This window comes from Nonomuraea sp. B208, assembly GCF_057536035.1.
This window is the reverse complement of record NZ_BAAJOU010000021.1, coordinates 686,094-711,298: the sequence shown is the minus strand read 5'-3', so window position 1 is coordinate 711,298 and position 25,205 is coordinate 686,094. Positions and strand designations below refer to the sequence as shown.

The following is a 25,205-nucleotide window of genomic DNA, read 5'->3' as shown; positions in this document are numbered from 1 at the left end:
TACGCCGTACAAGCTGAACTGTACGTCGTACAAGTACGGCGTACAGGAAGGCGTCGCCATGCGGTGGTGGGCGTTGGTCGCGGTGACTCTGGGCACCTTCATGACCTATTTGGACAACAACGTGGGCAATGTGGCGTTGCCCACGATCCAGCGGGAGCTCGGGCTGACCGTCTCCGGGCTGGAGTGGATCGTGAGCTCGTACATCCTGGTCTTCGCGGGGCTCATGCTGGTCGGCGGGCGACTGGCGGACGTGTTCGGGGCCCGGCGGGTGTTCCTGGCCGGCCTCGCGGTCTTCACCGTCTCGTCGCTGGCCGCCGGGCTGGCCACGAGCGGCGGCATGCTGATCACGGCCAGGGCCGCGCAGGGCGTGGGGGCCGCGCTGCTCACCCCCACGGCGCTGGCGCTGATCGGGCAGATCTTCCCCGACCCCGGCGAGCGCGGGCGGGCCGTGGGCGTGTGGAGCGCGACGGGGGCGCTGTCCATGGCGCTCGGGCCGGTCACCGGCGGGTTCATCAGCGAGAACCTGCACTGGGGCTGGATCTACCTGGTCAACGTGCCGATCGGGGTGGCCACGGTCGGGCTCGCGCTCTGGGCGATCAAGCCGTCCCCGCGTGGGCGGCGGCACAGCCTGGACGTCCCGGGGCTGGTGACCTCGGCGCTGGCGCTGGTCGCGCTGACGTACGGGCTGATCGAGGGCGACGCGGCCGGCTGGACCTCCCCGGAGATCCTGGCCGCGTTCGGGGTGGCCGCGGTGGCGGCCGTGGCGTTCCTGGTGATCGAGTCGCGGGCGGCCGAGCCGATGCTCGTGCTGTCGCTGTTCCGGTCGCGGGTGTTCAGCGGCGGGCTGCTGACCAGCGGGATCTGGTCGTTCGGGGTGTTCGGGATCTACTTCTTCAGCGCCCTGTGGCTGCAGAACGTGCTCGGTTTCTCCCCCACGGAGGCGGGCAGCTCGTTCGTGCCGATGGCCCTGGTCACCGCCGTCGTCGCGCTGCTGTCGCAGCGGGCGACCCGACTGTTCGGCCTCGGCCCGACGGTCGCGCTCGGCCTGGCCCTGATGGGGTCGGCGGTCTACCTGCTCTCCGGCGTCGGCGGCGAGGCCGGCTACGCCGACGTCGGCCCGTGGTTCATCCTGTACGGCCTCGGCGCGGGCCTGCTCGTGCCGCTCACCGCGGCCGTACTGAACAGCATGCCCGCCGGGCGCGCCGGCGTGGCCTCGGGCATGCTGAACGTCTCGCGCGAGGTCTTCGGCCTGCTCGGCATCACCGTCCTGGGGGCGATCCTCAGCTCCCGGCAGAGCGCGAGCGGCCTGCCCGCGCTGGCCGCCTTCCTCGACGCGTACCGGTTCACGCTGGTCATCGCGGCGGTCGTGATGCTGTCCGCCATCCCGGTCGCCCTCTGGGCCCTCCGCACCCGCCGCACCCCGGCGGCCGACGAGCCCCGCGCCGCCGCCCCCGCGACCGCCGGGCACGGCGCCGCCTAGGAGGGCGCGTTCGACCTGGCCTGAAGCGGGTGCCGCAGGTTCGAATCCTGCCGGAGGCACCGTCTTCGACCCGCGATAAAGCGCCCTTGACCAGCGGGAACGCCGGTCAAGGGCTTCTTCATGCGTCCGGTGCCGTCCGGCTGTCACTGATCTCTAGGGGTGATCGTGCCAAAGACGTCGCACGATCCGAGCGCCCACACGGATCCGAGCGCCGTCCAGGAGCATCGACGTCCTGGAACGGAACTCAGCTGTCGGGGGGACGGACTCCACCTGGGCCTGAGCGGCGACGGTACCGAGCGCCGTCAGCGTGGCTCAGGATGCATTGCCCAACAGCTCGGCCTGTTCTTCGCTGGAGAGCGTGTCTACGGCGGCGACGATCGACTGATGCCACGTCATGGGATCCCACCAATCACAGACTGCTCTGGAGATATCACTCGTGGCCGTTCCGACGAGCTTCCATGGGCCGTCCAACGTGTAGTGGTAGCCTTGGTTGTTGACCTCGCACGTAATACGGACCTTGTGGACGTATCCGTCGACGGTGTTGGAGCACTTCGAGTCCGCGCCCTCCTTGACGGACCCGATGCCGGTTGTCACGGAATAGCAGCTGGGGGCGAGGGACGTCGCACTCGCCGCGGTTATCGGAAGTAGCGCGGCCAGCCCCAGGACTGCCGTTACTCCTGCCGCAGGTACGAGAAGGCGCTGGATCGAGATCCGCATATTCAGTCTTCCTTTCGGCCGCATGCTACGGCGTGTCTTCTGGAGACTGGACTAGTTCGCGGGCTCGGGAATGGGATCGCCTGGCCGTGGAGCCGGATTGATGACGTATTCCATTGGGGACGAGAGATACCAGCGAATCGCCACGGCCACGAGGACAACGAGGCAGATCGCCGTCACCCAACGAGAGTAGATACTGGTGCGGCCGGCGTTCCTCCGGGTCTCAATGAGCGCAAGAACTAGCCCGATCAGAGCGAGAGGAGCAGCCAGGATGAAGTTGACCCAGAACATGAGGAGGCCGGCCCCTGCTGCAATCTGCGCGACCACTTTCACAGCGCGTTTTGCTCGCATGTCCACCTCTTCCGGAGGCGACATTTGGCCCCCTCATGTTCGGACACTTCATTCAGGCGCGCGGGCTAGCCGCTGAAGCTGGTGCCTTGAGAGTAGTTGCCCGGGTGGGCAGTGGCGGCCTCCTCGGCAACGTCTGGGCGCAGCACAAGTTCGTCCTCACGTGGGACTGGGTCCAGACTGCCTACCCCTGCGTATCAATGCACGGATCGCCGAACGGCTACGTGGAGGGCGGCTCGGATGGCCGAGCGGTGCATCGCTCACTCATCGCGGAAGCGATCCGGCAGGTCCAGCCCAAATATTCCTGTCGCAGGCGGCGTCCAGGAGTGCTTTTCATTCTGAGTACAGATAGTCAAATTTGAGCTTTCATGTCGATCTTGGGTTCAAGATCAGGCCGATGTGTGCCAGGAAGGCGCCCAGGAGGCCGGCGCGGTACTGCATCTGCTTGCGTCGGCCCCAGGCCGCGTTTGAGGTGCGACCACACCATCCGCCGAGTCGAGGTCGGGCGTGTAGGTCGGCAGGTCGGTAGAACACCGTCAACCACGGATCCACGACGGGAGCACGTGCGGGCCTTAGACAGTGACTCATTCGGTGAGTCGGCGGCAGCCGGCCAGCCAGGAGACCGTTCGCTCGTCGGCGACCCAGCGGTGGCGTCCCAGGCACTGGCCCCGGCGGCGCTGATCGCGACAGCCAGTTAGGCGAACGCCTCGGCGGTCGTGGGGTCGTCGAACTGGGTGCGGTAGAGCTCCTCGTAGCGGCCGCCGGCGGCCAGGAGCTCGGCGTGGGTGCCCCGTTCGACGATCCGGCCGTCCTCGACGACCAGGATGAGGTCGGCGGCGCGGATCGTGGACAGGCGGTGGGCGATGACCACGGCGGTCCGGCCCGCCAGGGCCTCGCCGAGCGCGGCCTGCACGGCGGCCTCGGAGGTCGCGTCGAGCGCGGCCGTGGCCTCGTCCAGGACCACCACCCGGGGCTGGGCCAGCAGCAGGCGGGCGATCGTGAGCCGCTGACGCTCGCCGCCCGACAGGCGGTAGCCGCGCTCGCCCACCACCGTGTCGAGGCCGTCCGGCAGCGAGGCGATGAGGGTGGCGAGGCGGGCCCGGGTGAGCGCGTCCCACAGCTCGTCCTCGGTCGCCTCGGGGCGGGCGAGGAGCAGGTTGGCCCGGATCGTCTCGTGGAAGAGGTGGCCGTCCTGGGTGACCAGGCCCAGGGTGTCGCGGATGGAGTCGAACGACAGCTCGCGCACGTCCACGCCGCCGAGCCGGACCGCGCCTGAGTCGACGTCGTACAGGCGGGGCAGGAGCTGGGCGATCGTGGACTTGCCCGCGCCCGAGGAGCCGACGAGCGCGACGACCTGCCCGGGTTCGGCACGGAACGAGATCCCGTGCAGCACCTCCTCGCCGCCGCGCGAGTCGAGCACGGCGACCGCCTCCAGCGAGGCCAGCGAGACCTTGTCGGCCGAGGGGTAGACGAAGCGCACGTCGTCGAACTCGACGGCGACCGGCCCGGCCGGGACCTCGCGCGCGCCGGGCCGTTCCTGGATGAGCGGCTTGAGGTCCAGGACCTCGAAGACGCGCTCGAAGCTGACGACCGCGCTCATGATGTCCATGCGGGCGGAGGCGAGGGCGGTCAGCGGGGCGTACAGGCGGGTGAGCAGCATGGCCATCGCGACGACCGCGCCGGGCTGGAGCTGCTCGCGCAGGGCGTAGAAGCCGCCGAGGCCGTACACAAGGGCCAGGGCGAGCGCGGAGACCAGGGTCAGCGCGGTGACGAAGGCCGACTGGGTCATGGCCGAGCGCACGCCGATGTCGCGGACCCGGCGGGCCCGCGCGGCGAACTCGGCCGACTCGCGGTCGGGCCGGCCGAACAGCTTGACCAGCGTCGCGCCCGGCGCGGAGAAGCGCTCGGTCATCTGGGTGCCCATCGCGGCGTTGTGGTCGGCCGCCTCGCGGCGCAGCCGGGCCACGCGCGTCCCCATGCGCCGCGCGGGCAGCACGAACACCGGCAGGAGCAGCAGCGCGAGCAGCGTGATCTGCCAGGAGATGCCGATCATGGCGGTGAGCGTCAGCGCCAGCGTCACGAGGTTGCCGACCACGCCGGACAGGGTGTCGGTGAACGCCCGCTGCGCCCCGATCACGTCGTTGTTGAGCCTGCTGACCAGCGCGCCGGTACGGGTCCTGGTGAAGAAGGCGATCGGCATCCGCTGCACGTGGTCGAAGACGGCGGTGCGCAGCCCGAGGATCAGGTCCTCGCCGATGCCGGCCGACAGCCACCGGTTGACCAGCCCGAGCCCCGCCTCGGCGACCGCGATCCCGGCGATGGCCACCGCCACCGCGACCACCACGCCGAACGGCTCGGCGTTGAAGATCGCGTCCACGACCCGGCCCGCGAGCAGCGGCGCGGCCACCGCGAGGCCCGCCAGCACCACGCTGAGCAGCACGAACAGGGCGAGCTTCGCCCGGTGGGGCCGGGCGAAGCCGCCGATGCGCCGGAGCGTCGCCCGCGACAGGCGGCGACGCTCCCGCTGGTCGTTCATCGAGTACAGCTGGTGCCAGGCCGTCATCTCCATGCTCATGGCATGGGACGCTATTGCCTCAAGTTATGTTGAGGTCAAGCGCCGATCTTCTTGTTCCTGCCGTGCCAGACCACGGCCACGGCCGGGCGCGGCTGGTCGCCGTCGGGCCAGCGGCTGGCCGGCTTGTCGGGCGTGGCGCCGTCGAGCTCGCCCGGGTGCTGCACGGCCACGAAGACGCTGCGCTGGTCCTCGGTCACCAGCGGGCCGCAGGTCTCAGCGCCGACCGGCACGGTCAGGAACTGCCGCAGGTGGCCCCGCTCCTTGCCGCGCACCGGCATGACGAACAGGCCGTCGTTGGAGCCGAGCGCGTTGCCGTCCGTGGAGATCCACAGGTTGCCGTCACGGTCGAAGGTGACGTTGTCCGGGCACGAGATCGGCGAGACCTTGCTCTTGTCGTAGCCGGCGAAGTACGTCGCCGGGTCGGCGGGGTCGCCGCAGACCAGCGGCACCGACCAGGCGAACGTCGTCGCGGCCGCGTCGTCGCGCTTCTCCACCAGCTCCAGCACGTGGCCGTGCTTGTTGGACGGGCGCGGGTTGGCCTCGTCCACCTGGGCGGCCGTGCGGTTGCTGTTGTTGGTGAGCGCCACGTAGACGCCCCCGGTGACCGGGTTGCGCTCCATGTCCTCGGGGCGGTCCATCTTCGTCGCGCCTGCCTTGTCGGCGGCCACGCGGGTGTAGACCAGCACCTCCTGGGCGGTCATGCCCTCCACGTACGACCGGTCGCCCGACACCAGCGGGATCCACTCGCCCGAGCCGTCGAAGGCACCGTCGGAGGGCAGCTTGCCGGAGCCGTCGAGCTCGGCGGCCGGGCTGTTGCCGGTGAACCTGGCCACGTACAGGGTGCCCTCGTCCAGGAGCGTCCGGTTGTGCCGGTCGTTGCCCGGGTTGTAGCGGTTCTTCGAGACGAACTTGTAGATGTACTCGAAGCGTGAGTCGTCGCCCATGTAGACGACCAGGCGCCGGTCGCGGGACAGCGTCGTGGTGGCGGCCTCGTGCTTGAAGCGGCCGAGCGCCGTGCGCTTGATCGGCGTGGAGTCCGGGTCGAACGGGTCGATCTCCACGATCCACCCGAACCGGTTGGCCTCGTTCGGGTGCTTGGCCAGGTCGAAGCGCTCCTCGACGCGGTCGAAGCGCCGGCTGCTCGACGGGGTGCCGGTGGTGATGGTGTAGCGGGTGATGTACGGCTTCTGCGCCTCGGGGACCTTGTCGCCGTTGACGAAGTACTGGTCGACGTTCTCCTCGGCGGTCAGCACGGTCCCCCACGGGGTGGTGCCGCCCGAGCAGTTGTTCAGCATGCCGACCGGCTGGACGCCCTTGGGGTCGGCGGCCGTCTTGAGCAGGTCGCTGCCCGCGGCCGGGCCGGTGAACTTCATGGGCGTCTGAGCGGTGATGCGCCGGTTGTAGCGGCGGCGGCCCTTGGTGACCAGCTTCCACTCGCCGGTGCCGCCCGCGCGCTCGACCTCCACGACCGAGCCGCCGTGCGCGGCGAGGGCGATCCTGATCTGCTCCTCGGTCGCGGCGGCCCCGCCCGTGTAGCCGCGGAACATGAGACTCTCGTCGGTGTACTCGTGGTTCACCCACAGCAGCGCGCGGTCGTTGCCGAGCGGCAGCAGCGTCACGTAGTCGCAGTTGTAGCCGAACTGCTTGGCCTGCGCGTCGGCCGTCTGGTTGTCGAAGTCGAAGGCCGGCGCGTCGGGCAGCACCGGGTCGCCCCAGCGGACGACCACGGAGGAGCGGTAACCGGAGGGGATCGTCAGCGCGTCCTCGGTGTTCGGCGCCACAGGGGTGAACGCCAGATTGCCGCCACCCTGCGGGCCCGGCGCGTTCCCCGGCTTGTCGGCGAAGGCCGGGGCCGCTCCCGCCACGCCCACGCCCGCCACCAGCGCGCCGAGCGCGCCGGCCCGCAGCACCCCGCGACGCGAGATCGCCTCACGCACCACGTCGCCGAAGTAGGCGTTGTCCGAGGTGTTGGCCACGTCGTGCGCGCACGCGTCCCCACATCGGAACCGGCAGGTCAACGCGGAACGGCCGCCTTTGTGCGGGGTGGAGAGCAGCGGCAGCAGCGGTCGCCGCCCGTCCCCCATGAGGTTCGCCACAGATCCTCCATGTATGTGCGCGTCTGTACCGTTCGGGAGGTTACGGTCGGCGACGAAACCCGAGGTGAACGACGACCTCCGTCCCGGTGAACGCTCTCGGGAGACAATGGCGGGGTGCCACCTCGTAAGCTGGACCCGGAGAAACTGAGAGCCGCTCTCGACGCGCAGCTCGTCGCCCTGGACGAACCCCCGTACGACGGGCCCGCCGCCGCCCTGCCCGGCGCGCTCGTCGCGGCCGTGCTGGCCGCCTACGACCGCGGGCTCACCCCCGAGCGCGACGCCGCCAGGCAGGCCGTACGCCACCTCCTCGACCGCCTCGCCACCGCCGCCCCCGGAAGGACCGTCGAGGTACGCGTGCCGCCGTACGCGGCCGTCCAGGCGATCCCCGGCCCGCGCCACACCCGCGGCACGCCGCCCAACGTGGTCGAGACCGACGGGCGCACCTGGATCGAGCTCGCCGTCGGGCGGCTGACCTGGGAGGAGGCCGTGGCCAAAGGCGCGGTCTCGGCCAGCGGCTCCCGCGCCGACCTGTCAGCGCACCTGCCCCTGGGTGACTAGCCCCTGCTGCCCTTCATCCAGGGGAACCGCTCCTCGAAGCAGCGGTCGGCCGCCTGGCCGGTCAGGTGGGCGCAGTCCTGCACGACGTTCCAGAACCAGATCGCCACGATCGCGAACAGGATCAGGGACAGCGCGCTGATCACGATCCCGGCGACGGCCCGGCCCTTGCCCGCCTTCCGCGCGAGGGCCACGCAGCCGAACACGATCGACAGGATCGCGGTGATCAGGCCGGTGAAGCAGACGAACACCAGGAAAGGGCTGGCCACACCGAGCACGAGCGAGGCCGTGGCCAGGCCGTTGCCGGTGCGGTCCGGGGGCGGCGGCTGGCCTCCGTACTGGTAGGGGGCGCCCGGATAGCCGTAGGAGGGCGGGTTGTAGCCGGGCGGGCCGCCGTACGGGCTGGACGGGCTGGTGCCGGGGACGGGCTGCCCCGGCGGCGGCCCGGCGGGCGGGACCTCGCCGCCCCCTCCGGAGGGCCCGTAGCCGCCGTAAGGGTGCTGCGGGCCAGAGGGGCGGCCCTCGGGCGGCTGCTCGTACCGGGAGGGCGTGGGCCTGGGCGGCGGCTCCTCCCGCGGGGCGCTCTCCCAGCCCGGGTAGGCGGGCGTCGCGCCCGGCACGGGGAACGCCTGCGTCTCCTCCGCGTCCTCCCCCGATCCCGCGCCCACGGATGGCTCCGGGGTCTCGGGTGACGTGGGCAGGTCGGGGTGCCGGGGCTCCCCCACGGGCCCGCGCGGCGGCTCGTGCGGCGGCTCGTGGGGCGGGGGCACGACGGGCGGCGCGGGGGCGATGGGCTCCTCCCCCTCGTACGGCTCGGAAGCGTCGGATCCCTCCTCGCGCCGCGGGACGTTCGGATCGCCGGATGTGGTCACGTCTGCGCCTCCCGACCAGTCTGCATTCCGGACACTTCACCCTGTCGCGGAGGCCGTCCGCCCAACCACGCGACACGGCAAAAGCGCGCTCATCCTTGGGTCACCATGCGCCCAACCCGCACGCGGCGGGCAAGATGAGGGCATGCTGGACGAGACCCTGTCGTACGCACTGATCAGCCTCGTGAAGCGGCAGCGCAACCAGCTCGCCGCCGCCCTGGTGCCGCTCGGGCTGCACGCGGGACAGGAGATGCTGCTCAACCAGCTCTGGCGCGAGGACGGCCTGACCCAGAGCGAGCTGATCGCCCGCCTCGGCGTCGAGCCGCCCACGGTCACGAAGACCCTCCAGCGCCTCGAACGCGCCGGCTTCGTCCACCGCTCCCCCGACCCCGACCGCCCGCGTCTCATCCGCGTGCGCCTGACCGAGGCGGGCAAGGCCCTGCGCGACCCCGTGGAGCGGATCTGGCGCGAGCTGGACGAGGACCTGCAGCGCGGCCTCGACGCCACCGAACGCGACGTCCTGTCGCGCCTGATCCGCGCCCGGCCCGCGCGTCGCCGCCCTGACCGGTGAGCGGGGCCGCTATTCGCCGAGCAGAAGGATCTCCAGGAACTCCCGGGGAGCGTCCCGCCACACGTCATGGCCGCTGTCCAGGGTGTGGACCCGCCAGTCCGGGTCGCCGGCCAGCCGGTCACGGACGGCGGTGAACGGCGTGCCGTCCCACCCGGACAGATACACGTAGTCCCGGATCTCGACGTCGCGCAGGCCGCCCGCGTCCAGCCGGATCCGCTGGAGGAAGGAGGCCAGCGGGTGCGCGGTCACGCGCGGGTCCCTGCCCGGAGGCGGCTGGACCGCGAACCCGTCCGCCGCCGCGCCCTCCAGGAACAGCCTGCGGTAGGCGTCGGTGGTCAGGTCCCAGCAGGACTGGCCGTCCTCGGGCACGTACGCGTCGGCGTAGACCAGCCGGCGCACCACGCCGGAAGGGGCGCGGTCGGCGGCACCGGTGATCACCATGCCGCCGTAGCTGTGCCCGACGAGAACGGCGTCCCTGACCTGCTCGCCGGCGAGCACGCCGAGCACGTCGTCGATGTGCGTGTCGAGATTGACGGTGGCGGAGCTCAGATGGGCGCGGTCACCGACGCCGGTGGGGGTGACGGTCAGCGCCCGGTGTCCGGCGGCGCGCAGCCGGTCGGCCGGCTCGGAGAAATACCAGCCGCCGCGCCAGCCGCCGGGGACGAGAACGAAGGTCGTCATGCAAGGCGTGAACGAGGCCCCGCCGACGCTGATTCCCGGCTTGCTCCGCACACCTCCTTCTGATTAGCTGGCTAATTAGCCGACTAATCAAGGAGCTCACAGATGCACGTCCTCATCACGGGCGGATCGTCCGGCATCGGCGCCGCCACCGCCCTCGCGTACGCCAGGACCGGCGCCCGCGTCACCCTCACCTACAACACCGGCCCCGACCGCGCGGCCGAGGTGGTCAAGCGCATCGAGGCGGAAGGCGGCGAGGCGGCGGCCGTCCACCTCGACCTGACGGACCACGCCACCATCGCCGCCGCCGTCGCCCAGGCAGGGCCCGTGGACGCGCTGGTGGCCAACGCCGTCCGCTGGGGCGGCGTCATGCCCGGCGGCATGCCGTTCGAGGACGTGCCCGCCGCCGAGTGGACCGCGGCCATGCACGCCAACGTCGTCGGCAACGCGCTGCTCGTCCAGGGCGTGCTGCCGGAGATGCGGCGGCGGGGGTTCGGCCGGATCGTGTTCGTCTCCTCGGGGGTCGCCGAGGAGGGCGTGCCCGGCCCCGGCCCGTACGGCACCGCCAAGATGGCCCTGCACGGCATGGCCCGCGCGCTCGCCTGGGAGGCGGGCAGGGACGGCATCCTGGTCAACGTGGCGGTCGCCGGCCTCACGCTCACCGACACCCGGCGGCCGATCCCGCAGTCCGTGCTCGACGAGATCGCCGCCCGCACGCCGAGCCGCCGGCTCTCCACGGCCGACGACATGGCCGCGCTGATCGTCTTCCTCGGCTCGGCCGCCAACCGCAACGTGACGGGCGAGCTGGTCCGCGACGGCTCGAATGCGGGCAGGTCATCGCACGCGATGTGATGACCGACCCGGATGCGCGAGCACGGAAGACGCCGACCTAGACTGAACCATGTGCTGAAGGGCGACGGCCGGCTCGGCCATGACCTGGACCCCCAAGACCGCGCGCCTAAAGACGCCTGCGGCGTCTTCGGCGTCTGGGCACCAGGCGAGGAAGTTTCCAAGCTCACCTACTACGGGCTGTACGCGTTGCAGCACCGCGGCCAGGAGTCCGCGGGCATCGCGGCCAGCGAGGGCAGCCGCATTCTCGTCTACAAGGACATGGGTCTGGTCTCCCAGGTCTTCGACGAGTCGGTGCTGGGCACCCTGCGCGGCCACCTGGCCATCGGCCACTGCCGCTACTCCACGACCGGATCGAGCGTGTGGGAGAACGCGCAGCCCACGCTGAGCTCCACCGAGGTCGGCGGGCTCGCGCTCGCACACAACGGCAACCTGATCAACACCCCGGTGCTGGCCGAGCGCCTCGCGCCGGGGTCCACCAGGGCCACCACCGACACCGAGGTCCTGACCACGCTGCTCGCGCAGGACCGCACCCGCAGCATCGAGGACTCCGCCGCCGAGCTGCTGCCGCAGGTCAAGGGCGCCTACTCGCTGGTGTTCATGGACGAGAAGACGCTCTACGCGGCCCGCGACCCGCAGGGCATCCGCCCGCTGGTGCTCGGCCGACTGGAGCGCGGCTGGGTGGTCGCCTCCGAGACGGCGGCGCTCGACATCGTGGGCGCCACGTTCGTCCGCGAGATCGAGCCCGGCGAGCTGCTCACCATCGACGAGCGCGGCGTCCGCTCGCGCCGCTTCGCGCTGGCCGAGCCCAAGGGCTGCCTGTTCGAGTACGTCTACCTCGCCCGCCCCGACACCACGATCGCCGGGCGCGGCGTCCAGGTCACCCGGGTCGAGGTGGGCCGCGTGCTGGCCCGCGAGCACCCGGTGGAGGCCGACCTCGTCATCCCCACCCCCGAGTCCGGCACCCCGGCCGCCGTCGGCTACGCCGAGGAGAGCGGCATCCCCTACGGGCAGGGCCTGGTCAAGAACTCCTACGTCGGCCGCACCTTCATCCAGCCGTCGCAGACCATCCGCCAGCTCGGCATCCGGCTGAAGCTCAACCCGCTGCGCGAGGTCGTCGAGGGCAAGCGCCTGGTCGTCGTGGACGACTCGATCGTGCGCGGCAACACCCAGCGGGCCATCGTCAAGATGCTGCGCGAGGCGGGGGCGCGCGAGGTGCACGTACGCATCTCCTCGCCGCCGGTCGCCTGGCCGTGCTTCTACGGCATCGACTTCGCCACCCGCGCCGAGCTGATCGCGGGCTCGCTCACGGTCGAGGAGATCCGGGCCTCGCTCGGCGCCGACTCGCTCGGCTACATCTCGCTGGAGGGCCTGACGAAGGCCACCACGCTGCCGGCCGAGCGCCTGTGCCGGGCCTGCTTCACCGGCGAATACCCGATCGCGATCGACCAGGACAACGTCGGCAAGTTCGTTTTGGAGAGCAAGGCGTGAGCGAGCGCACAGCGAGCACCTACGAGGCCGCGGGCGTCGACATCGCCGCCGGCGAGCGGGCCGTCGACCTGATGAAGGACAAGGTCGCGCGCTCGCGCCGGCCCGAGGTCGTCGACGACGCCAGCGGCTTCGCCGGCCTGTTCGACGCCTCGGCGCTGCTGCGTTACCGGCGGCCGCTGCTCGCCACCTCGACCGACGGCGTGGGCACCAAGGTGATGATCGCCCAGCGCTACGGCAAGCATGACACGATCGGCATCGACCTCGTCGGCATGGTCCTCGACGACCTCGTGGTGTGCGGGGCCGAGCCGCTGTTCATGACCGACTACATCGCCTGCGGCAAGGTGGTGCCCGAGCGGGTCGCCGAGATCGTGGGCGGCGTCGCCGAGGGCTGCCGGCTGGCCGGGGCGGCGCTCGTGGGCGGCGAGACGGCCGAGCACCCGGGCGCGATGGAGGCCGACGAGTACGACCTCGCCGGCGCCGGCACGGGCGTCGTGGAGGCCGACGCGCTGCTCGGCCCCGACCGCGTGCGCGCGGGCGACGTCGTGCTGGGCCTCGCCTCCTCCGGCGTCCACTCCAACGGCTACTCCCTGGTCCGCCACGTCCTTCGGGAGGCCGGGCTGTCGCTCGACGCGGAGCTGCCCGAGCTGGACCGCCCGCTCGGCGAGGAGCTGCTTGAGCCGACCCGCATCTACTCGCTCGACTGCCTGGAGCTGGCCCGCTCCGTCGAGGTCCACGCCTACGCGCACATCACCGGGGGCGGCGTCGAGGGCAACCTGTCCCGCTCGCTGCCGTCCGGCCTCGACGCGGTGCTCGACCGCTCGTCCTGGACGCCGCCGCCGATCTTCGAGGTGCTGGCGGGTCACGGCCGGGTGGCGCAGCAGGACATGGACCGTACGTTCAACCTGGGCGTCGGCATGGCCGCCGTGGTCGCGGCCGACGCGGCCGACGCGGCACTGCGCCTGCTCGCCGAGCGCGGGCTGCCGGCCTGGGTGCTGGGCGAGATCGTCGAGGGCTCCGGCCAGGCCCGCTACCGCTGACCGACCGGTTCGCCACCGGTGACCGGCCGGTCCGCCACCGCTGACCGGCCCCAGGCCCGCTGCCGCTGACCGCCGGGGCTCACGCCCTGCCGCCGACCGCCGGGGCTCACGCCTCCTTGCGCCGCCGGTAGTGCCGGGCCACCCGCACCCGGTTGCCGCACAGGTCGGGCGAGCACCAGCGGCGGCGAGGGTGCGCGGGCAGGAAGAGCAGCAGGCAACCGGGCCCCTCGCAGCCGCGCACGCGACCCGCCGCCGGGTCGGCGAGCAGCTCGACGGCGGCCTCGGCGAGCTGCGCGAGCAGCGCGGCCGGGGCGTCACCGTCACGTTCCGCACGCACGCGCGGGCCGCCGTCGTGCCACTCCAGCACCCGGTGCGCGGGGGCCGCGCGGGCGGCTTCGTTGATCGCGGCCAGCGCCGCCGCAGGGGGCGATTCTCCCGCGCGCACGGCGTCGAGCGCCGCCGCCACGTTCCCGCGCAGACGCCGTACGGCGGCCAGCCCCTCCGGCCCGAGCGGCCCGGACGGCGGGTCGAGCCGCCCGGCCTGGCGGGCCAGCCACGTCTGGAAGTCGCCGGGCGTGTCGAGGACGTCGAGGTCGCGGGTGCGGGTGTTGAGCAGGTCCAGCGCCAGCGGCTCGCCGATCAGCAACTCCATAGGACCTAATGCTACATCTGGCGATTGACCCGTTAGCTGTCGCATGGCTATAACTAATGCATCTTCGAGCGAAAGAGGCATTAGTGATGGACATCCCCGAGGTGCGGCACGGGTTCGTGGACGTGGCCGGCGTGCAGGTCTTCTACCGCGAGACGGGCCCGCGCGACGCCCTGCCCGTGCTCCTGCTGCACGGCTTCCCGTCCGCCTCGCACCAGTACAGACGGCTCATGGACGCGCTGGGCGGCCGGTTCCGGCTGATCGCCCCGGACTACCCGGGCTTCGGGCACACCCGCGTCCCCGACGGCTTCGTCTACTCCTTCGACGGCCTCGCCGACGTCGTGGAGGGGTTCGTCCAGGCCCTCGGCCTGACCCGCTTCGCCTGGTACGCCTTCGACTTCGGCGGCCCGGTCGGCTTCCGGGTGGCCCAGCGGCACCCCGAATGGATCGCCGCGCTCATCGTCCAGAACGCCAACGCCTACGAGGAGGGCCTGTCGGACCAGGCCCGCCGGACCATCGCCGAGCCGCCCGCCGAGCTGTTCACCCTCGCGGTCACCCGCTCGCAGTACGAGGACGGCGCCGCCGACCCGTCACGGGTCGCGCCCGACGGCTGGACCCTCGACCAGCACTTCCTCGACCTGCCCGGACGCAAGGAGGCCCAGCTCGCGCTCGCCCGCGACTACCCGAACAACGTGAAGCTCTATCCGGCCTGGCAGGAGTGGCTGCGCGAGCACCGCCCGCCCACGCTGGTGCTCTGGGGACGGGGCGACGCGTTCTTCCCGGAGGCGGGCGCGCACGCCTACCGGCGTGACGTGCCGGAGGCCGAGGTGTACGTGCTGGACACCGGGCACTTCGCGCTGGAGGAGAGACTGCCGGAGATCGCCCCGCTGATCGCCCGCTTCCTCGGCGAACTCGACGCCGAAGGCGACGGCGAACTCGACGCCGCGCGGGCATGACGAAGCCCCACGGTCACCCGTGGGGCCCGACGCGCATGAGCCGAGGATCCGGCGCGAACGCCGGGCCCTCGGTCATGTGTCAATCCAGAGTGCGCCTATCGGCGGCCGGACGGACGGTCGTCGTCATCGGCGCCGTAGTCGTCGGCGTAATCGGCATAGCGATCCGCCAGCTCGTCATTGCGGTCGTCGGCGTCGTCATTGCTGGAGTCTCCGACCCCGAGTTCGTCGCGAAGACGGTCAAGATCCGTGCCACCGCTGTTGTACTTCAGCTGGCGAGCAACCTTGACCTGCTTGGCCTTTGCTCGGCCGCGCCCCATTGGCTCGACCCCCTCGTCGGGGTCGTCCCCGACCCCTCGTCGCTAACGCACCACACACTGACGCCGCCTGACTTTGGACGTCAGCCTATCGTTCGCCTATTACCGTACCTGTTTTGTGCCCAGCTCGGTACGTCGGATGGGCGGGGGGCGTCACTGGCCGAGCCAAATGGCCCTAATACGCCCGACTTCCGACATTCTGCGCTCCGCTAGCCTATCCGCTGCGACGGCGGGAGGAACTCCCTCCTCGGCAGCGATTCGGAAGATCTTCGAAGTCGTGTCGTAGATCTGGGCGGCCTTGGCCCGCGCCCGCTCCATGTCGAAGCCGCCGATCTCGTCGGCCACCTGGATCACGCCGCCCGAGTTGACCACGTAGTCGGGCGCGTAGAGGATGCCGCGCTCGGCGAGCTGCTTCTCGACCCCGGCGTGGGCGAGCTGGTTGTTGGCCGCGCCGCAGACGATCTTCGCGCGCAGCGCCGCCACCGTCGTGTCGTCGAGCGCCCCGCCGAGCGCGCACGGCGAGAACACGTCGAGGTCGGCCGCCTTCAGCGCCGCCGCGTCGGCCACCACCTCGACCTCGGGGTGGCGGACCCGCAGCCGCTCGACGGCCTTGGGGTCGACGTCGCAGACCACGACCTCGGCGCCGTCCTCGCGCAGCAGCTCGACCAGGCGGTGGCCGACCTTGCCCACGCCCTCGACGCCCACCCGTCTGCCGTGCAGCGACGGCGTGCCGTAGACCAGCTCGGCCGAGGCGCGCATGCCCTGGAAGACGCCGTACGCGGTGAGGATGGAGGAGTCGCCGGCGCCGCCGTGCGCGAGGGTGCGGCCGGTCACGAAGCGTGACTCCCGGGCGATGACGTCCATGTCCTCGCTGTAGGTGCCGACGTCGCAGGCGGTGTAGTAGCGCCCGCCCAGCGACTCGACGAACCTGCCGTACGCGCGCAGCAGCGCCTCGCTCTTGTCCTTGGCGGGATCGCCGATGATGACGGCCTTGCCGCCGCCGTGGTCGAGGCCGGCGAGGGCGTTCTTGTACGCCATGCCCTTGGCCAGGTTGAGCACGTCGGCGAGAGCCGCCTGCTCGCTCTCGTAGGGATAGAAACGTGTGCCACCCAGCGCCGGCCCGAGCGCGGTGTTGTGGATGGCGATGATGGCGCGCAGGCCGCTCTGCTCGTCGGCGCAGAAGACGACCTGCTCATGCACGTCCTTGTGGGACGAGCCGAAGACGTCGGTCACGGTGGTGACTCCCTGTCCGGTCCGCCGCATCTTCGCGACGGAGATCACACTGACACTGTAGTGACGGCGGAACGATGCGATGGAGGTTCGCTTCGTGACACGATTCCTCCGTGCTGCCCTATGCCGCCTACCTCCGCGTCTATGAGCCACTGACCGCGTTCGCCGAGTCCGAGCGCAAGGTGTGGGCCGACTACGCCGACTCACGCGACCGCCCGCGCCGCGCCAACGCGCTCAGTGCGGAGCACGACGAGTCGGTGATGCGCCTGCTCGGCGTGCCCCCTCAACCCGTTCCCGCCCAGGAGAGCCCCAACGCCTATCTACGCCGCGTTGAGGACCGCCTGTACGTCTGCCCCTGGCAGACCCGGTTGCGCTCCTGGCTGGCCTTCTCACGGCGGCGTGGGGCCACTCCGCAGAAGCTGATGGACCACCTCGTCCCGCGCAACGTCGCCGACCAAGTCGCCGACGACTTCGACCGGTTCAAGCGGAAGGCCGGATCGTCGGCGTTGCGCACGCACATCCGCACCACGGCGTGGCACGTCCCGCCGTCGTGGTTCGTGCCGTTTGATGGGAACGAGCGCTGGCTGGTGCTCGGCTCCTCCGTTCCTGGACAGGATGTGAAGACGACCGCTACGGGGCGCAACCTCATCTACGTCACCTCCATGGCCCAGGCCAGGCGGCGGGCGGCGCGGGCGCTCAACGTCCTGCGCAAGCACCTCGGCGACCTCGCGGCCGGCTTCGAGGTGGAGGAGATCGCCCGGTGGCTGGAGGAGTTCCACCCGCACTCCCTCGTCGAGCTCGACTACGGCGGGCTGGTGCACCTGATGGACGACGACGCGCTGCAGGCCGACCAGTCGGTCGCGGAGATGGCGGCGGCCCTGACGGGCCTGGACACGGGTCAAGAAGAACTTGCCTACGCCATGTATCAGCGGGTCATCCTGCGGTGGAAGTCAATGCAACAGCTGGAATCTGCCAACTGAGCCCCAATACGGCCGTCTGACCTGCATGAGTAGGTCACGGCTCGCGGCTGCTCTCTTCTGCGAACTGAGTAGTTTGCCGTTTTCACTGCGATACCACGAAACGTGTCGCTAGAATCACCGAGCGTGACATGGCCACGGGGGCGGGCAGTTGGGTCAAAGAAGGGCTCGCCAATCGCTCTGCGTGGCGGTATGGTCACATCGGGTGATGCCGCATATGGCTTAGAAAAGCCGCACGCTCTGCGCCATAGGCGGACATCCGTGACACGCGCAAACGGCAGTCACAGGATCGCGAAGCCGGTCCACACGGAGGAGAGGCCGCACAAATGTCAGCTCGTACACCCGAGGCCGAGCCACTGCTTACGCCCGCTGAGGTCGCCACCATGTTCAGGGTCGACCCCAAGACCGTCACGCGGTGGGCCAAGGCGGGCAAGTTGACGTCCATCCGCACGCTCGGTGGCCATCGGCGTTACCGGGAGACGGAGGTCCGGGCACTGCTCGCGGGGATTCCGCAGCAGCGTTCCGAGTAACCGAGGGTCGTCATTTCACGAACCTCAGGGGGGTGAAGGGTGGGCCAGGCCGGCACTGGGGCCCGGTCCACCTCGAAGAGTTGGCGTCGCCCGCCCGGCGCCATCCTTCCCGTTCGGCCTGCCCGCGGGCGCGCTACGCCAGCCGCTCCAGCAGGGCGGCCACGTCGGCGTCATAGCCGGCCGCGACCCCGAGCAACGCCACCATCTGGTCCACGAGCATGCGTTCGAGGGCGGGGCGTTCGAGATCGCGGTGCTCCAGCCAGTCGAGACCGGCCGTCTCCACGGACGCGATCCACGAGCGCAGGGTCGCGCGCAGCACCGGGCTGGGCTCCTCGACCCCCATCTGCTCCTGGATGAGGCGGAACAACCGGCGCCGCACGCCGTCGACGATCTCGCCGACCTCGCCGGAACGATTGGCGGGGCCGCCGCGCAGCAGCGCCGCGAAGCCGGCCGCGTGCTCCTCGACGAAGTCGAAATAGCGGCCGAGCCCGGAGGCCAGGTCGTCCAGCGGCCGGCCGCCGCCCTGCGGCCGCAGCCGCGACTCCAGTTGCTCCGCCGCGCTCTTCAGCGCGGCCACGTAGAGCTCCTGCTTGCCGCCGAAGTAGTGGTAGACCAGGGCGCGCGAGGCGCCCGCCGCCGACGCCACGTCGTCGATCGAGACATCCTCCGCGTCGCGGGTGCTGAACAGCTCCAGAGCCGCCGCCATCAGCTCTTCGCGACGACGGTCCACGCTGAGCCTGCGCCGTGCCGGCCGTGCCGTCTCGGCTGACTTCCCGGATGTCACCCCTGTACGGTAGCCGACCCCTTGGCCTGTGCGTTTCCGGTCAAGGTCCACTTCTGTCCGTCAAACCGCGATGGAGGCCGTACCCTGCGGCGAACTCGATCGTTTTGTGAGACAGGTGCCCGTATCCGCATCGCGGGGGAGACAGATGTCAGGACCGCCCGTCAAAACTTCAACGATCACTGAGCTGAGAGAGGTAGATGCCTTGCCTCGGCCCAGACCGACCATCAGGAACGTCGCCGAGCGAGCCGGCGTCTCGAAATCGCTGGTCTCACTCGTGCTGCGTGGATCCCCGCACGTGAGCGAGCACCGGCGCCAGGCCGTGCTGCAGGCCGCACGCGAGCTGGGCTACCGCCCGAACGCGGTGGCGCGCAGTCTGGTCGAAGGACGTACGCATCTCGTCGGCGCGCTCGTGGCCGACCTGCACAACCCGTTCTACGCCGAGTTCCTCGACGGCCTGCAGGAGAGCCTGCACGGCGACGGCTTACGCATGCTCATCGGCAACAGCCAGTGGGACCCCGCCTTCGAGGACGAGGCCGTCGAGGCCTTCCTGGAGCTGCGGGTCGACGGGCTGGTGCTGCTGGGCATCGCCCCGACCAGCGAGACGCTGATCGAGGCCACCGCGTACACGCCGACGGTCGTCGTCGGGGAACGTGACATCGAGCTCGACGGCGTCGACATCGTGGTCGACGACGACCAGCTCGGCGCCCGCCTGGCCATCGACCACCTGGTCGAGCTGGGGCACAAGCGCATCGCGCACATCGAGGGGCCGCGTTCGTCACGGTGCGAGGGATACCTCGTGGCGATGCGCAGGCACTCGCTGGCGCCGTACATCATGGTCGAGGCGGCGGACGCCTCGGAGGAGGGCGGCCGGGAGGCGGCGACGGCGCTGCTGACCCGCGACCCCAGGCCCACGGCGATCTTCGCCGCCAACGACGTGGTCGCGCTGGGCGTGCTTTCCGCCGCCGCCGGCCTGGGCCTGCGCGTCCCCGAGGACCTGTCCGTGGTCGGCTACGACAACACCCAGATGTCGGCCTCCAGCCACGTCTCGCTGACCTCCGTCGACCAGGCCAGGCGGACCATGGGGCGGTCGGCGGCGGCGCTGCTGAGCGACCGGATCGGCGACCCCGGCAAGGGCGCGCGGCTGCGCGAGGTGCGGCCCGAGCTCATCGTGAGGCGGAGCACGGGTCGCGTCTGAAAAGCATCAAGGCTGGGTCAAGCCGTGCGGCGGCGCGGCCGCACGGCGGTTAACTCGGCAGCGTCATGCTATTGGTGGCCGGATCCGTTCCGGCCACGATCTGATCCGGGGGAACAGTCATGCGTGATCCGGAACTGGTGTCCTGCGCCCAGCGTGCGGCTGCCGAGCTCGAACGCGCCTGGGGGCACTGGCGCACCAACAGGGGGCGGGGCGCCGACGGCGGTGCCGAATCCGTCGCCAGCTACGTCGCCCACTCCCTCGACCACCCGTGGGGCCGTCCCCGCGTCGTGCTCGGCCTGGACGCCGAGGACGCGCGGGAGCTGGCCGCCCTGCTGGAGCGCCAGGAAGTCGGCGAGCACGTCTGGTAACGCGCCGGACACGCCGTATGCGGGGTTTGAGCACGCGGTCTGACGTAAGTTGGACGCCATGCGTGCTCTAGCAGCCTCAGTCCTCGCCGCTTGCGGCCTGATCGCCTCCGCGTGCGGCGGCGCCGGTTCCGGCGGCGCCGCGACCGGTCAGGCCGCTCCCGCGACCGCCGGCTCGCCGCAGGCGCAGACGACGCAGGAGACCTCGCCGGCCGAGCAGAGCCCAGGCAAGCAGTCGCCGCCGAAGGCGAAGCCGCTGGAGGGCAAGGTGATCGTCCTCGACCCGGGACACAACGGCAACAACTACCGGCACCCGGAGATCATCAACCGCCAGGTCGACGTGCTGACCGAGAAGAAGGCCTGCGACACCACCGGCACCTCGACCAACAACGGCTACAGCGAGGCCGCCTTCACCTGGGACGTCTCCACCCGGCTGGCCAAGATCCTGCGCGAGCGCGGCGCGACCGTCAAGCTCACCAGGAGCAACAACACCGGCGTCGGCCCCTGCATCACCGAGCGGGCCGCGATCGGCAACAAGGCCGGCGCGGACGCCGCGATCTCCATCCACGCCGACGGCGCGGGCCCGCGGGACCACGGCTTCCACATCATCATGCCGAAGAAGATCAACGGCCCGGTGGACAAGGTCGTGGCCAAGTCGTCCAGGCTGGGCATCGACGTACGGGACGCCTACCGCAAGGGCACCGGCATCCCCTACTCCACCTACATCGGCAGGAACGCGCTCGACTACCGCAAGGACCTCGGCGGGCTCAACCTGTCCACGGTGCCGAAGATCTTCATCGAGACCGGCAACATGCGCAACGCGGGCGACGCGGCCAAGCTGTCGAGCCCGGCGTTCCGGCAGCGGATCGCGGTGGCGCTGGCGAACGGATTGCAGCACTATTTGGGGACATGATCCCTCGTCCCGTACTTTCTTCTCACCTGTCCGGTTCGTACGAGCTGACCATCGGCGCGACCGTGTCCGGCGACCTCGTGAACGCCGTCCGTCTCGCCCTTCCCCGCCTGGACCCGCGTCCCGGCGACACCGGCGAGATCGACGTGCGGCGCGACCCGGCGCTGGGCGAGGAGGCGTACCGGCTGACGGTGGGCTCGCGGGGCGTGGAGATCGTGGCCGGCGGGCGGGCGGGAGCGTTCTACGCGGCCCAGACGCTGCACCAGCTCCTGCCGGCCGCCTCCTACCGGCACACCGAGCGGGCGTCCTGGCCGGTGCCCGGCGTGCGGGTGGAGGACGCGCCCCGCTTCCCGTGGCGCGGCCTGCACCTGGACGTGGCCAGGCACTTCTTCCCCAAGCGCGAGGTCCTGCGCCTGATCGACCTCATGGCGCTGCACAAGCTCAACCGGCTCCACCTGCACCTGGTGGACGACCAGGGGTGGCGGATCGAGAGCCGGGCGTACCCGCTGCTGCACGAGGTCTCCTCGCACCGGCCGCGCACCGCCGTCCACCCGCACGGGGAGCCCGCGGCCTACGACGAGGTGCCGCACGGCGGCTACTACACGCTGGACGACCTGGCCGAGATCGGGGCGTACGCGCGGGCGCGCTGCGTGACGGTCGTGCCGGAGATCGACGTGCCGGGGCACGCCTCGGCGATCCTCGCCGCGTATCCGGCGTTCGGGGCGACCGGGGAGCCGTACGAGGTGCTGGACCGATGGGGCATCTCCCCCGCGATCCTGTCGCCGCTGCCGCCGACCGTGGAGTTCCTGACCACGATCTTCGACGAGGTGATCGGGGCGCTCGGCGAGACCCCGTACGTGCACATCGGCGGCGACGAGGTCGTGCTCGACCACTGGACGGCCTCGCCGGAGATCACCGCGTACCGGGAGTCCCTGGGCCTCGCCACCGTCAACGAGCTGCAGGCGTGGTTCCTGCGCCGGCTGGCCGACGCGCTCGCCGAGCGGGGGGCGCGGGCCGTGGTGTGGGACGAGGCGTTCGTCAGCGGCGGCCTGCGGCAGGACACCGTGGTCATGCCGTGGCGCGGCATGGGCGTGGGCCGGCGCGCGGCGGCGGCCGGGCACGACGTGGTGGCGACGCCGGTGTTCCCGCTCTACTTCGACTACGCCGAGGCGTCCGGGCCTGACGAGCCGCTGGCGATCGGCGACGCGATCACCGTCGCGGACGTGGCCGCGTTCCTGCCCGCGCCGGAGGACTGGACGGACGAGGAGCGCGCCCGGGTGCTCGGCGCGCAGGCGCAGCTCTGGACCGAGCGGGTCACCGACCCCCGCACCGCCGACTACCGGCTGTGGCCGCGGGCCTGCGCCCTGGCCGAGGTCGCCTGGTCGGGCTCCGCCCAGGACGGCTTCGACGGGCGGCTGGCCGAGCACCTGGGGCGGCTGGACGCGCTCGGCGTGGAGTACCGGCCCCTGGCCGGGCCGCATCCGTGGCAGCGGCGCCGGCCGCACCGGGCGAGCCCCGTGCCGATCACCGAGCGCATGGCCCACATCGAGGCCATGACCCACGACCCCGAGTCGACCAGGCCGAGCGTGTCGTGAGCCGGCTCAGAACGTGAAGGCCGGGCGGTCGTTGAGAATCCGCTGGAACAGCCGGTGGTCCTGCCAGCGGCCGTCGATCTCCAGGTAGCGGGGCGCGGTGCCGACCTGCTCGAAGCCGGCCTTGCGCAGCACGCTCTGCGAGGCCGCGTTGTCGAGCAGGGTCGCCGCCGCGATCCGGTGCAGGCCGAGCTCCTGGTCGGCGAGCCGGCACACCTCCAGCACCGCCCTGGTGGTGAGGCCGCGGCCGGTGTAGCGGGCGTCGGTCCAGTAGCCGAGGTCGGCGTTGAGCCACGGGCCGCGGACGATGTTGTTGAGCGTCATGCCGCCCACGATCTCGTCGCCGTCCGCCAGCACCCAGGGCATGGTCCGGCCCTCGGCCTTCTGCCGCAGCAGGTCCTTGAGCCGGTGCGACTGGCCGGCGAGGGTGTAGAACTCGGCGGGGCGCCGCGGCTCCCAGCGGCGCAGGTGGTCACGGTTGCGGGTGTAGGCCTGGAGCAGGGCCTCGTCGTCCTGCTCGGTGAGCGGGCGCAGGACGACGCCGTCGGGGAGTGCTACCGTCTCGATCACTCCCCCTAGCTTAGGCGGTGCGGCCGACGGCCTCGGCGATGCTCTCCGTCCCGTGACGGCGGAGCCGGACGGCGAGATGGCTAGGCGGTGCGGCCGACGGCCTCGGCGATGCTCTCCGTCCCGTGACGGCGGAGCCGGACGGCGAGATGGCTAGGCGGTGCGGCCGACGGCCTCGGCGATGCTCTTCATCCCGTGGCGGCGGACCCGGCGGGCGAGCTGCCGGTGGATGCCGGCCGCCCACAGCGGGCCGCCGTAGATCCAGCCGGTGTAGCCCTGCACCAGGGTCGCGCCGGCGAGGACGCGCTCCCAGACGTCGTCGGCGTCCTCGACGCCGCCCACCGACACCAGCGTGAGCCTGTCGCCGACGCGGGCGCGCAGCCGGCGCAGCACCTCCAGCGAGCGCTCCTTCAGCGGGCGGCCGGACAGCCCGCCGGTCTCGCCGCCGTGCCTGATCGTGGTGTTGGTCGCGACGATGCCGTCCAGGCCCAGCTCCAGGGCCAGGTCGGCGACGGCGTCGATGTCGTCGTCGGCGAGGTCGGGCGCGATCTTGACCAGCAGCGGGGTGCGGCGCGGGGTGCCGTCGGCGACCTCCTTGACCGCGGTGAGCAGCGGGCGCAGCAGCTCGACCGCCTGGAGGTCGCGCAGCCCCGGGGTGTTGGGCGAGCTGACGTTGACGACCAGGTAGTCGGCGAGCGGCGCCAGCTCCTTCGCGCCGGCGACGTAGTCGGCGACGGCCCCGGACTCCGGGACGACCTTGGTCTTGCCGATGTTCACCCCGACCACGACCGGCACGCCGCGGGGGCGGCGCAGCCGGCGGGCGGCGGCCCTGGCGCCGTCGTTGTTGAAGCCCATCCGGTTGATCACCGCGCGCTGCGGCACCAGCCGGAACAGCCGCGGGCGCGGGTTGCCCGGCTGGGCGTGCGCGGTGATGGTGCCGACCTCGACGTGGCCGAAACCGAGCGCCGCGACGGCCTCCGCGCAGGCGGCGTCCTTGTCGAAGCCCGCGGCCAGCCCCAGCGGGCCGGGGAAGTGCACGCCGAACGCGGTGATCCGCAGCACCGGGTCGTGCGGCGCGAACGCCCGGTGCAGGAGCCGCTTGAGCAGCGGCAGGCGGGCGAGGAGCGCGAGGGCGCTCACGGTCAGACGGTGCACGGCCTCGGCGTCGAAACGCCGCAAGACCTGCGTGAACACGAGGCGATACATCACGCGTCAGGCTACCAACCCGGCCTCGTGGGCGATGATCGCGGCCTGTACGCGGTTGCGCACGTCGAGCCGGGTCAGGATGGCGCTCACGTACGCCTTGACCGTGCCCTCCACGATGTGCAGCCTGCTCGCGATCTCCGCGTTGGACAGCCCCGCCCCGACCAGGGCCAGCACCTCGCGCTCGCGCTCGGTCAGCGCCTCGATGCGGTCGCGGGCCTGCGCGCCGCGCGCCATCCGGCCGCCCGACAACTGCGCGATGACCCGCTGGGCGACCCGTGGCGCCAGGTAGGCCGCCCCCTCCGCCACGGCGTGGATGCCGGCGATCAGCTCGCGCGGGTCGCCCGACTTCAGCAGGAACCCGGCCGCGCCGACGTCGAGCGCCTTGGCGATGTAGTCGTCCTCGCCGAACGTGGTCAGCATCACCACGGCGGTGCCCGGCGCGGCCCTGCGGATCTCGGCGGCGGCGGCCAGCCCGTCGAGCCTCGGCATGCGGATGTCGAGCAGCGCGACGTCGGGGTGGTGGCTGATGGCCAGGTCGACGGCCTGCCGCCCGTCCCCCGCCTCGGCCACCACGTCGAGCTCGGGGTCGGAGGAGAGGATGGCGCGCACCCCGGCGCGCATCATGGCTTCGTCGTCGGCGAGGAGGATGCGGATCACGCCTTCTATA

26 protein-coding genes are annotated in these 25,205 nt (G+C 71.5%); 13 read left to right on the top strand and 13 right to left on the bottom strand.

All coding sequences use genetic code 11. The features are described from left to right. Positions 1 to 58: 58 nt before the first annotated feature. Positions 59 to 1,480 (top strand): MFS transporter, encoded by a 1,422-nt coding sequence (locus tag AC27IY_RS20405; RefSeq protein ID WP_487178862.1) that lies wholly within the window; start codon positions 59 to 61, stop codon positions 1,478 to 1,480. A gap of 312 nt (positions 1,481 to 1,792) precedes the next feature. On the opposite strand, the gene AC27IY_RS20400 is transcribed toward AC27IY_RS20405, so the two are convergent. From AC27IY_RS20400 to AC27IY_RS20385, 4 genes are all read right to left on the bottom strand, one after another. After that, positions 1,793 to 2,197, bottom strand: a complete 405-nt coding sequence (locus AC27IY_RS20400; RefSeq protein ID WP_487178860.1) for a hypothetical protein — start codon at positions 2,195 to 2,197, stop codon at positions 1,793 to 1,795. A 51-nt stretch (positions 2,198 to 2,248) separates the two neighbouring features. Further along, entirely contained in the window at positions 2,249 to 2,545 is a 297-nt protein-coding gene (locus tag AC27IY_RS20395) for a hypothetical protein (protein WP_449950335.1), read from the bottom strand. 691 nt (positions 2,546 to 3,236) lie between these two features. After that, positions 3,237 to 5,117, bottom strand: a complete 1,881-nt coding sequence (locus AC27IY_RS20390; protein WP_487178859.1) for an ABC transporter ATP-binding protein — start codon at positions 5,115 to 5,117, stop codon at positions 3,237 to 3,239. A 35-nt stretch (positions 5,118 to 5,152) separates the two neighbouring features. Further along, entirely contained in the window at positions 5,153 to 7,201 is a 2,049-nt protein-coding gene (locus tag AC27IY_RS20385; protein WP_423477518.1) for a PhoX family protein, read from the bottom strand. Between the two features lie 126 nt (positions 7,202 to 7,327). Between AC27IY_RS20385 and AC27IY_RS20380 the strand changes: the two genes are divergently transcribed. Next, positions 7,328 to 7,771: a sterol carrier family protein gene (locus tag AC27IY_RS20380; RefSeq protein WP_423451676.1), complete on the top strand. Its 444-nt coding sequence runs from the start codon at positions 7,328 to 7,330 to the stop codon at positions 7,769 to 7,771. Here the strand turns inward: AC27IY_RS20380 and AC27IY_RS20375 are convergent. Next, entirely contained in the window at positions 7,768 to 8,640 is an 873-nt protein-coding gene (locus tag AC27IY_RS20375; protein WP_449950331.1) for a DUF4190 domain-containing protein, read from the bottom strand. The genes AC27IY_RS20380 and AC27IY_RS20375 overlap by 4 nt on opposite strands. Before the next feature lie 142 nt (positions 8,641 to 8,782). Here AC27IY_RS20375 and AC27IY_RS20370 point away from each other — a divergent pair, with 142 nt between their 5' ends. Next, on the top strand, positions 8,783 to 9,208 hold the full coding sequence (locus tag AC27IY_RS20370) for a MarR family winged helix-turn-helix transcriptional regulator (protein WP_487178858.1): 426 nt from the start codon (positions 8,783 to 8,785) through the stop codon (positions 9,206 to 9,208). Between the two features lie 9 nt (positions 9,209 to 9,217). Here the strand turns inward: AC27IY_RS20370 and AC27IY_RS20365 are convergent, their stop codons facing one another. After that, positions 9,218 to 9,889: an alpha/beta fold hydrolase gene (locus AC27IY_RS20365; protein WP_423451678.1), complete on the bottom strand. Its 672-nt coding sequence runs from the start codon at positions 9,887 to 9,889 to the stop codon at positions 9,218 to 9,220. Positions 9,890 to 9,991: 102 nt separating this feature from the next. Between AC27IY_RS20365 and AC27IY_RS20360 the strand changes: the two genes are divergently transcribed. From AC27IY_RS20360 to purM, 3 genes are read left to right on the top strand one after another with little or no spacing between them, the layout of a single operon-like run. Then, the gene (locus AC27IY_RS20360) at positions 9,992 to 10,738 is read left to right on the top strand and encodes an SDR family NAD(P)-dependent oxidoreductase (RefSeq protein ID WP_487178856.1); all 747 of its coding nucleotides are present in this window, start codon (positions 9,992 to 9,994) and stop codon (positions 10,736 to 10,738) included. Positions 10,739 to 10,789: 51 nt separating this feature from the next. Beyond that, positions 10,790 to 12,226: an amidophosphoribosyltransferase gene (gene purF, locus AC27IY_RS20355; protein WP_371252596.1), complete on the top strand. Its 1,437-nt coding sequence runs from the start codon at positions 10,790 to 10,792 to the stop codon at positions 12,224 to 12,226. Beyond that, complete coding sequence (gene purM / locus AC27IY_RS20350) at positions 12,223 to 13,263, top strand: phosphoribosylformylglycinamidine cyclo-ligase (protein ID WP_487178855.1); 1,041 nt, start codon at positions 12,223 to 12,225, stop codon at positions 13,261 to 13,263. The genes purF and purM overlap by 4 nt, the downstream gene beginning before the upstream one ends. Positions 13,264 to 13,369: 106 nt before the next feature. Here the strand turns inward: purM and AC27IY_RS20345 are convergent, their stop codons facing one another. Beyond that, positions 13,370 to 13,915 (bottom strand): CGNR zinc finger domain-containing protein, encoded by a 546-nt coding sequence (locus AC27IY_RS20345; protein ID WP_487178854.1) that lies wholly within the window; start codon positions 13,913 to 13,915, stop codon positions 13,370 to 13,372. Between the two features lie 86 nt (positions 13,916 to 14,001). Between AC27IY_RS20345 and AC27IY_RS20340 the strand changes: the two genes are divergently transcribed. Next, positions 14,002 to 14,868 (top strand): alpha/beta fold hydrolase, encoded by an 867-nt coding sequence (locus tag AC27IY_RS20340; protein ID WP_487178853.1) that lies wholly within the window; start codon positions 14,002 to 14,004, stop codon positions 14,866 to 14,868. 95 nt (positions 14,869 to 14,963) lie between these two features. Here the strand turns inward: AC27IY_RS20340 and AC27IY_RS20335 are convergent, their stop codons facing one another. Both AC27IY_RS20335 and AC27IY_RS20330 read right to left on the bottom strand, forming a co-directional pair. Beyond that, positions 14,964 to 15,185, bottom strand: coding sequence for a DUF3073 domain-containing protein (locus AC27IY_RS20335; RefSeq protein ID WP_329589128.1), 222 nt, complete (start codon positions 15,183 to 15,185; stop codon positions 14,964 to 14,966). A 150-nt stretch (positions 15,186 to 15,335) separates the two neighbouring features. Next, on the bottom strand, positions 15,336 to 16,415 hold the full coding sequence (locus AC27IY_RS20330; protein ID WP_371252627.1) for a Leu/Phe/Val dehydrogenase: 1,080 nt from the start codon (positions 16,413 to 16,415) through the stop codon (positions 15,336 to 15,338). A gap of 110 nt (positions 16,416 to 16,525) precedes the next feature. Between AC27IY_RS20330 and AC27IY_RS20325 the strand changes: the two genes are divergently transcribed. Further along, entirely contained in the window at positions 16,526 to 17,392 is an 867-nt protein-coding gene (locus AC27IY_RS20325; protein ID WP_329589124.1) for a DUF8083 family protein, read from the top strand. Between the two features lie 323 nt (positions 17,393 to 17,715). Then, entirely contained in the window at positions 17,716 to 17,919 is a 204-nt protein-coding gene (gene bldC, locus AC27IY_RS20320; RefSeq protein WP_013133571.1) for a developmental transcriptional regulator BldC, read from the top strand. Positions 17,920 to 18,052: 133 nt separating this feature from the next. Here the strand turns inward: bldC and AC27IY_RS20315 are convergent, their stop codons facing one another. After that, positions 18,053 to 18,649, bottom strand: coding sequence for a TetR/AcrR family transcriptional regulator (locus AC27IY_RS20315; RefSeq protein WP_364463956.1), 597 nt, complete (start codon positions 18,647 to 18,649; stop codon positions 18,053 to 18,055). Between the two features lie 199 nt (positions 18,650 to 18,848). On the opposite strand from AC27IY_RS20315, the gene AC27IY_RS20310 reads away from it, so the two are divergent. The 4 genes from AC27IY_RS20310 (at position 18,849) to AC27IY_RS20295 (ending at position 22,768) form a co-directional block, all read left to right on the top strand. Beyond that, a complete protein-coding gene (locus AC27IY_RS20310; RefSeq protein WP_364463959.1) occupies positions 18,849 to 19,898 on the top strand; it encodes a LacI family DNA-binding transcriptional regulator in 1,050 nt (349 codons plus the stop codon). Between the two features lie 119 nt (positions 19,899 to 20,017). Next, positions 20,018 to 20,266 (top strand): hypothetical protein, encoded by a 249-nt coding sequence (locus AC27IY_RS20305; RefSeq protein ID WP_091081786.1) that lies wholly within the window; start codon positions 20,018 to 20,020, stop codon positions 20,264 to 20,266. 58 nt (positions 20,267 to 20,324) lie between these two features. Further along, positions 20,325 to 21,176, top strand: coding sequence for an N-acetylmuramoyl-L-alanine amidase (locus tag AC27IY_RS20300; protein WP_423451683.1), 852 nt, complete (start codon positions 20,325 to 20,327; stop codon positions 21,174 to 21,176). Beyond that, positions 21,173 to 22,768, top strand: coding sequence for a beta-N-acetylhexosaminidase (locus AC27IY_RS20295; RefSeq protein WP_487178852.1), 1,596 nt, complete (start codon positions 21,173 to 21,175; stop codon positions 22,766 to 22,768). Before AC27IY_RS20300 ends, AC27IY_RS20295 begins: the two co-directional genes overlap by 4 nt. Before the next feature lie 6 nt (positions 22,769 to 22,774). Here AC27IY_RS20295 and AC27IY_RS20290 read toward each other — a convergent pair whose 3' ends face one another. From AC27IY_RS20290 to AC27IY_RS20280, 3 genes are all read right to left on the bottom strand, one after another. Beyond that, on the bottom strand, positions 22,775 to 23,335 hold the full coding sequence (locus tag AC27IY_RS20290; RefSeq protein WP_423477193.1) for a GNAT family N-acetyltransferase: 561 nt from the start codon (positions 23,333 to 23,335) through the stop codon (positions 22,775 to 22,777). Positions 23,336 to 23,485: 150 nt separating this feature from the next. Then, positions 23,486 to 24,538, bottom strand: a complete 1,053-nt coding sequence (locus AC27IY_RS20285; RefSeq protein WP_344212917.1) for a quinone-dependent dihydroorotate dehydrogenase — start codon at positions 24,536 to 24,538, stop codon at positions 23,486 to 23,488. 6 nt (positions 24,539 to 24,544) lie between these two features. Next, a complete protein-coding gene (locus AC27IY_RS20280; RefSeq protein WP_344212919.1) occupies positions 24,545 to 25,195 on the bottom strand; it encodes a response regulator in 651 nt (216 codons plus the stop codon). Positions 25,196 to 25,205: the final 10 nt, after the last annotated feature.

What these genes read in the sequence shown, in the direction of transcription:
- AC27IY_RS20405 (WP_487178862.1), top strand. Translation starts at nt 59, where the DNA reads ATGCGGTGGTGGGCGTTGGTCGCGGTGACTCTGGGCACCTTCATGACC.
- AC27IY_RS20400 (WP_487178860.1), bottom strand. Translation starts at nt 2,197, where the DNA reads ATGCGGATCTCGATCCAGCGCCTTCTCGTACCTGCGGCAGGAGTAACG.
- AC27IY_RS20395 (WP_449950335.1), bottom strand. Translation starts at nt 2,545, where the DNA reads ATGCGAGCAAAACGCGCTGTGAAAGTGGTCGCGCAGATTGCAGCAGGG.
- AC27IY_RS20390 (WP_487178859.1), bottom strand. Translation starts at nt 5,117, where the DNA reads ATGAGCATGGAGATGACGGCCTGGCACCAGCTGTACTCGATGAACGAC.
- AC27IY_RS20385 (WP_423477518.1), bottom strand. Translation starts at nt 7,201, where the DNA reads ATGGGGGACGGGCGGCGACCGCTGCTGCCGCTGCTCTCCACCCCGCAC.
- AC27IY_RS20370 (WP_487178858.1), top strand. Translation starts at nt 8,783, where the DNA reads ATGCTGGACGAGACCCTGTCGTACGCACTGATCAGCCTCGTGAAGCGG.
- AC27IY_RS20365 (WP_423451678.1), bottom strand. Translation starts at nt 9,889, where the DNA reads ATGACGACCTTCGTTCTCGTCCCCGGCGGCTGGCGCGGCGGCTGGTAT.
- AC27IY_RS20360 (WP_487178856.1), top strand. Translation starts at nt 9,992, where the DNA reads ATGCACGTCCTCATCACGGGCGGATCGTCCGGCATCGGCGCCGCCACC.
- AC27IY_RS20345 (WP_487178854.1), bottom strand. Translation starts at nt 13,915, where the DNA reads ATGGAGTTGCTGATCGGCGAGCCGCTGGCGCTGGACCTGCTCAACACC.
- AC27IY_RS20340 (WP_487178853.1), top strand. Translation starts at nt 14,002, where the DNA reads ATGGACATCCCCGAGGTGCGGCACGGGTTCGTGGACGTGGCCGGCGTG.
- AC27IY_RS20335 (WP_329589128.1), bottom strand. Translation starts at nt 15,185, where the DNA reads ATGGGGCGCGGCCGAGCAAAGGCCAAGCAGGTCAAGGTTGCTCGCCAG.
- bldC (WP_013133571.1), top strand. Translation starts at nt 17,716, where the DNA reads ATGTCAGCTCGTACACCCGAGGCCGAGCCACTGCTTACGCCCGCTGAG.
- AC27IY_RS20310 (WP_364463959.1), top strand. Translation starts at nt 18,849, where the DNA reads ATGTCAGGACCGCCCGTCAAAACTTCAACGATCACTGAGCTGAGAGAG.
- AC27IY_RS20305 (WP_091081786.1), top strand. Translation starts at nt 20,018, where the DNA reads ATGCGTGATCCGGAACTGGTGTCCTGCGCCCAGCGTGCGGCTGCCGAG.
- AC27IY_RS20300 (WP_423451683.1), top strand. Translation starts at nt 20,325, where the DNA reads ATGCGTGCTCTAGCAGCCTCAGTCCTCGCCGCTTGCGGCCTGATCGCC.
- AC27IY_RS20295 (WP_487178852.1), top strand. Translation starts at nt 21,173, where the DNA reads ATGATCCCTCGTCCCGTACTTTCTTCTCACCTGTCCGGTTCGTACGAG.
- AC27IY_RS20285 (WP_344212917.1), bottom strand. Translation starts at nt 24,538, where the DNA reads ATGTATCGCCTCGTGTTCACGCAGGTCTTGCGGCGTTTCGACGCCGAG.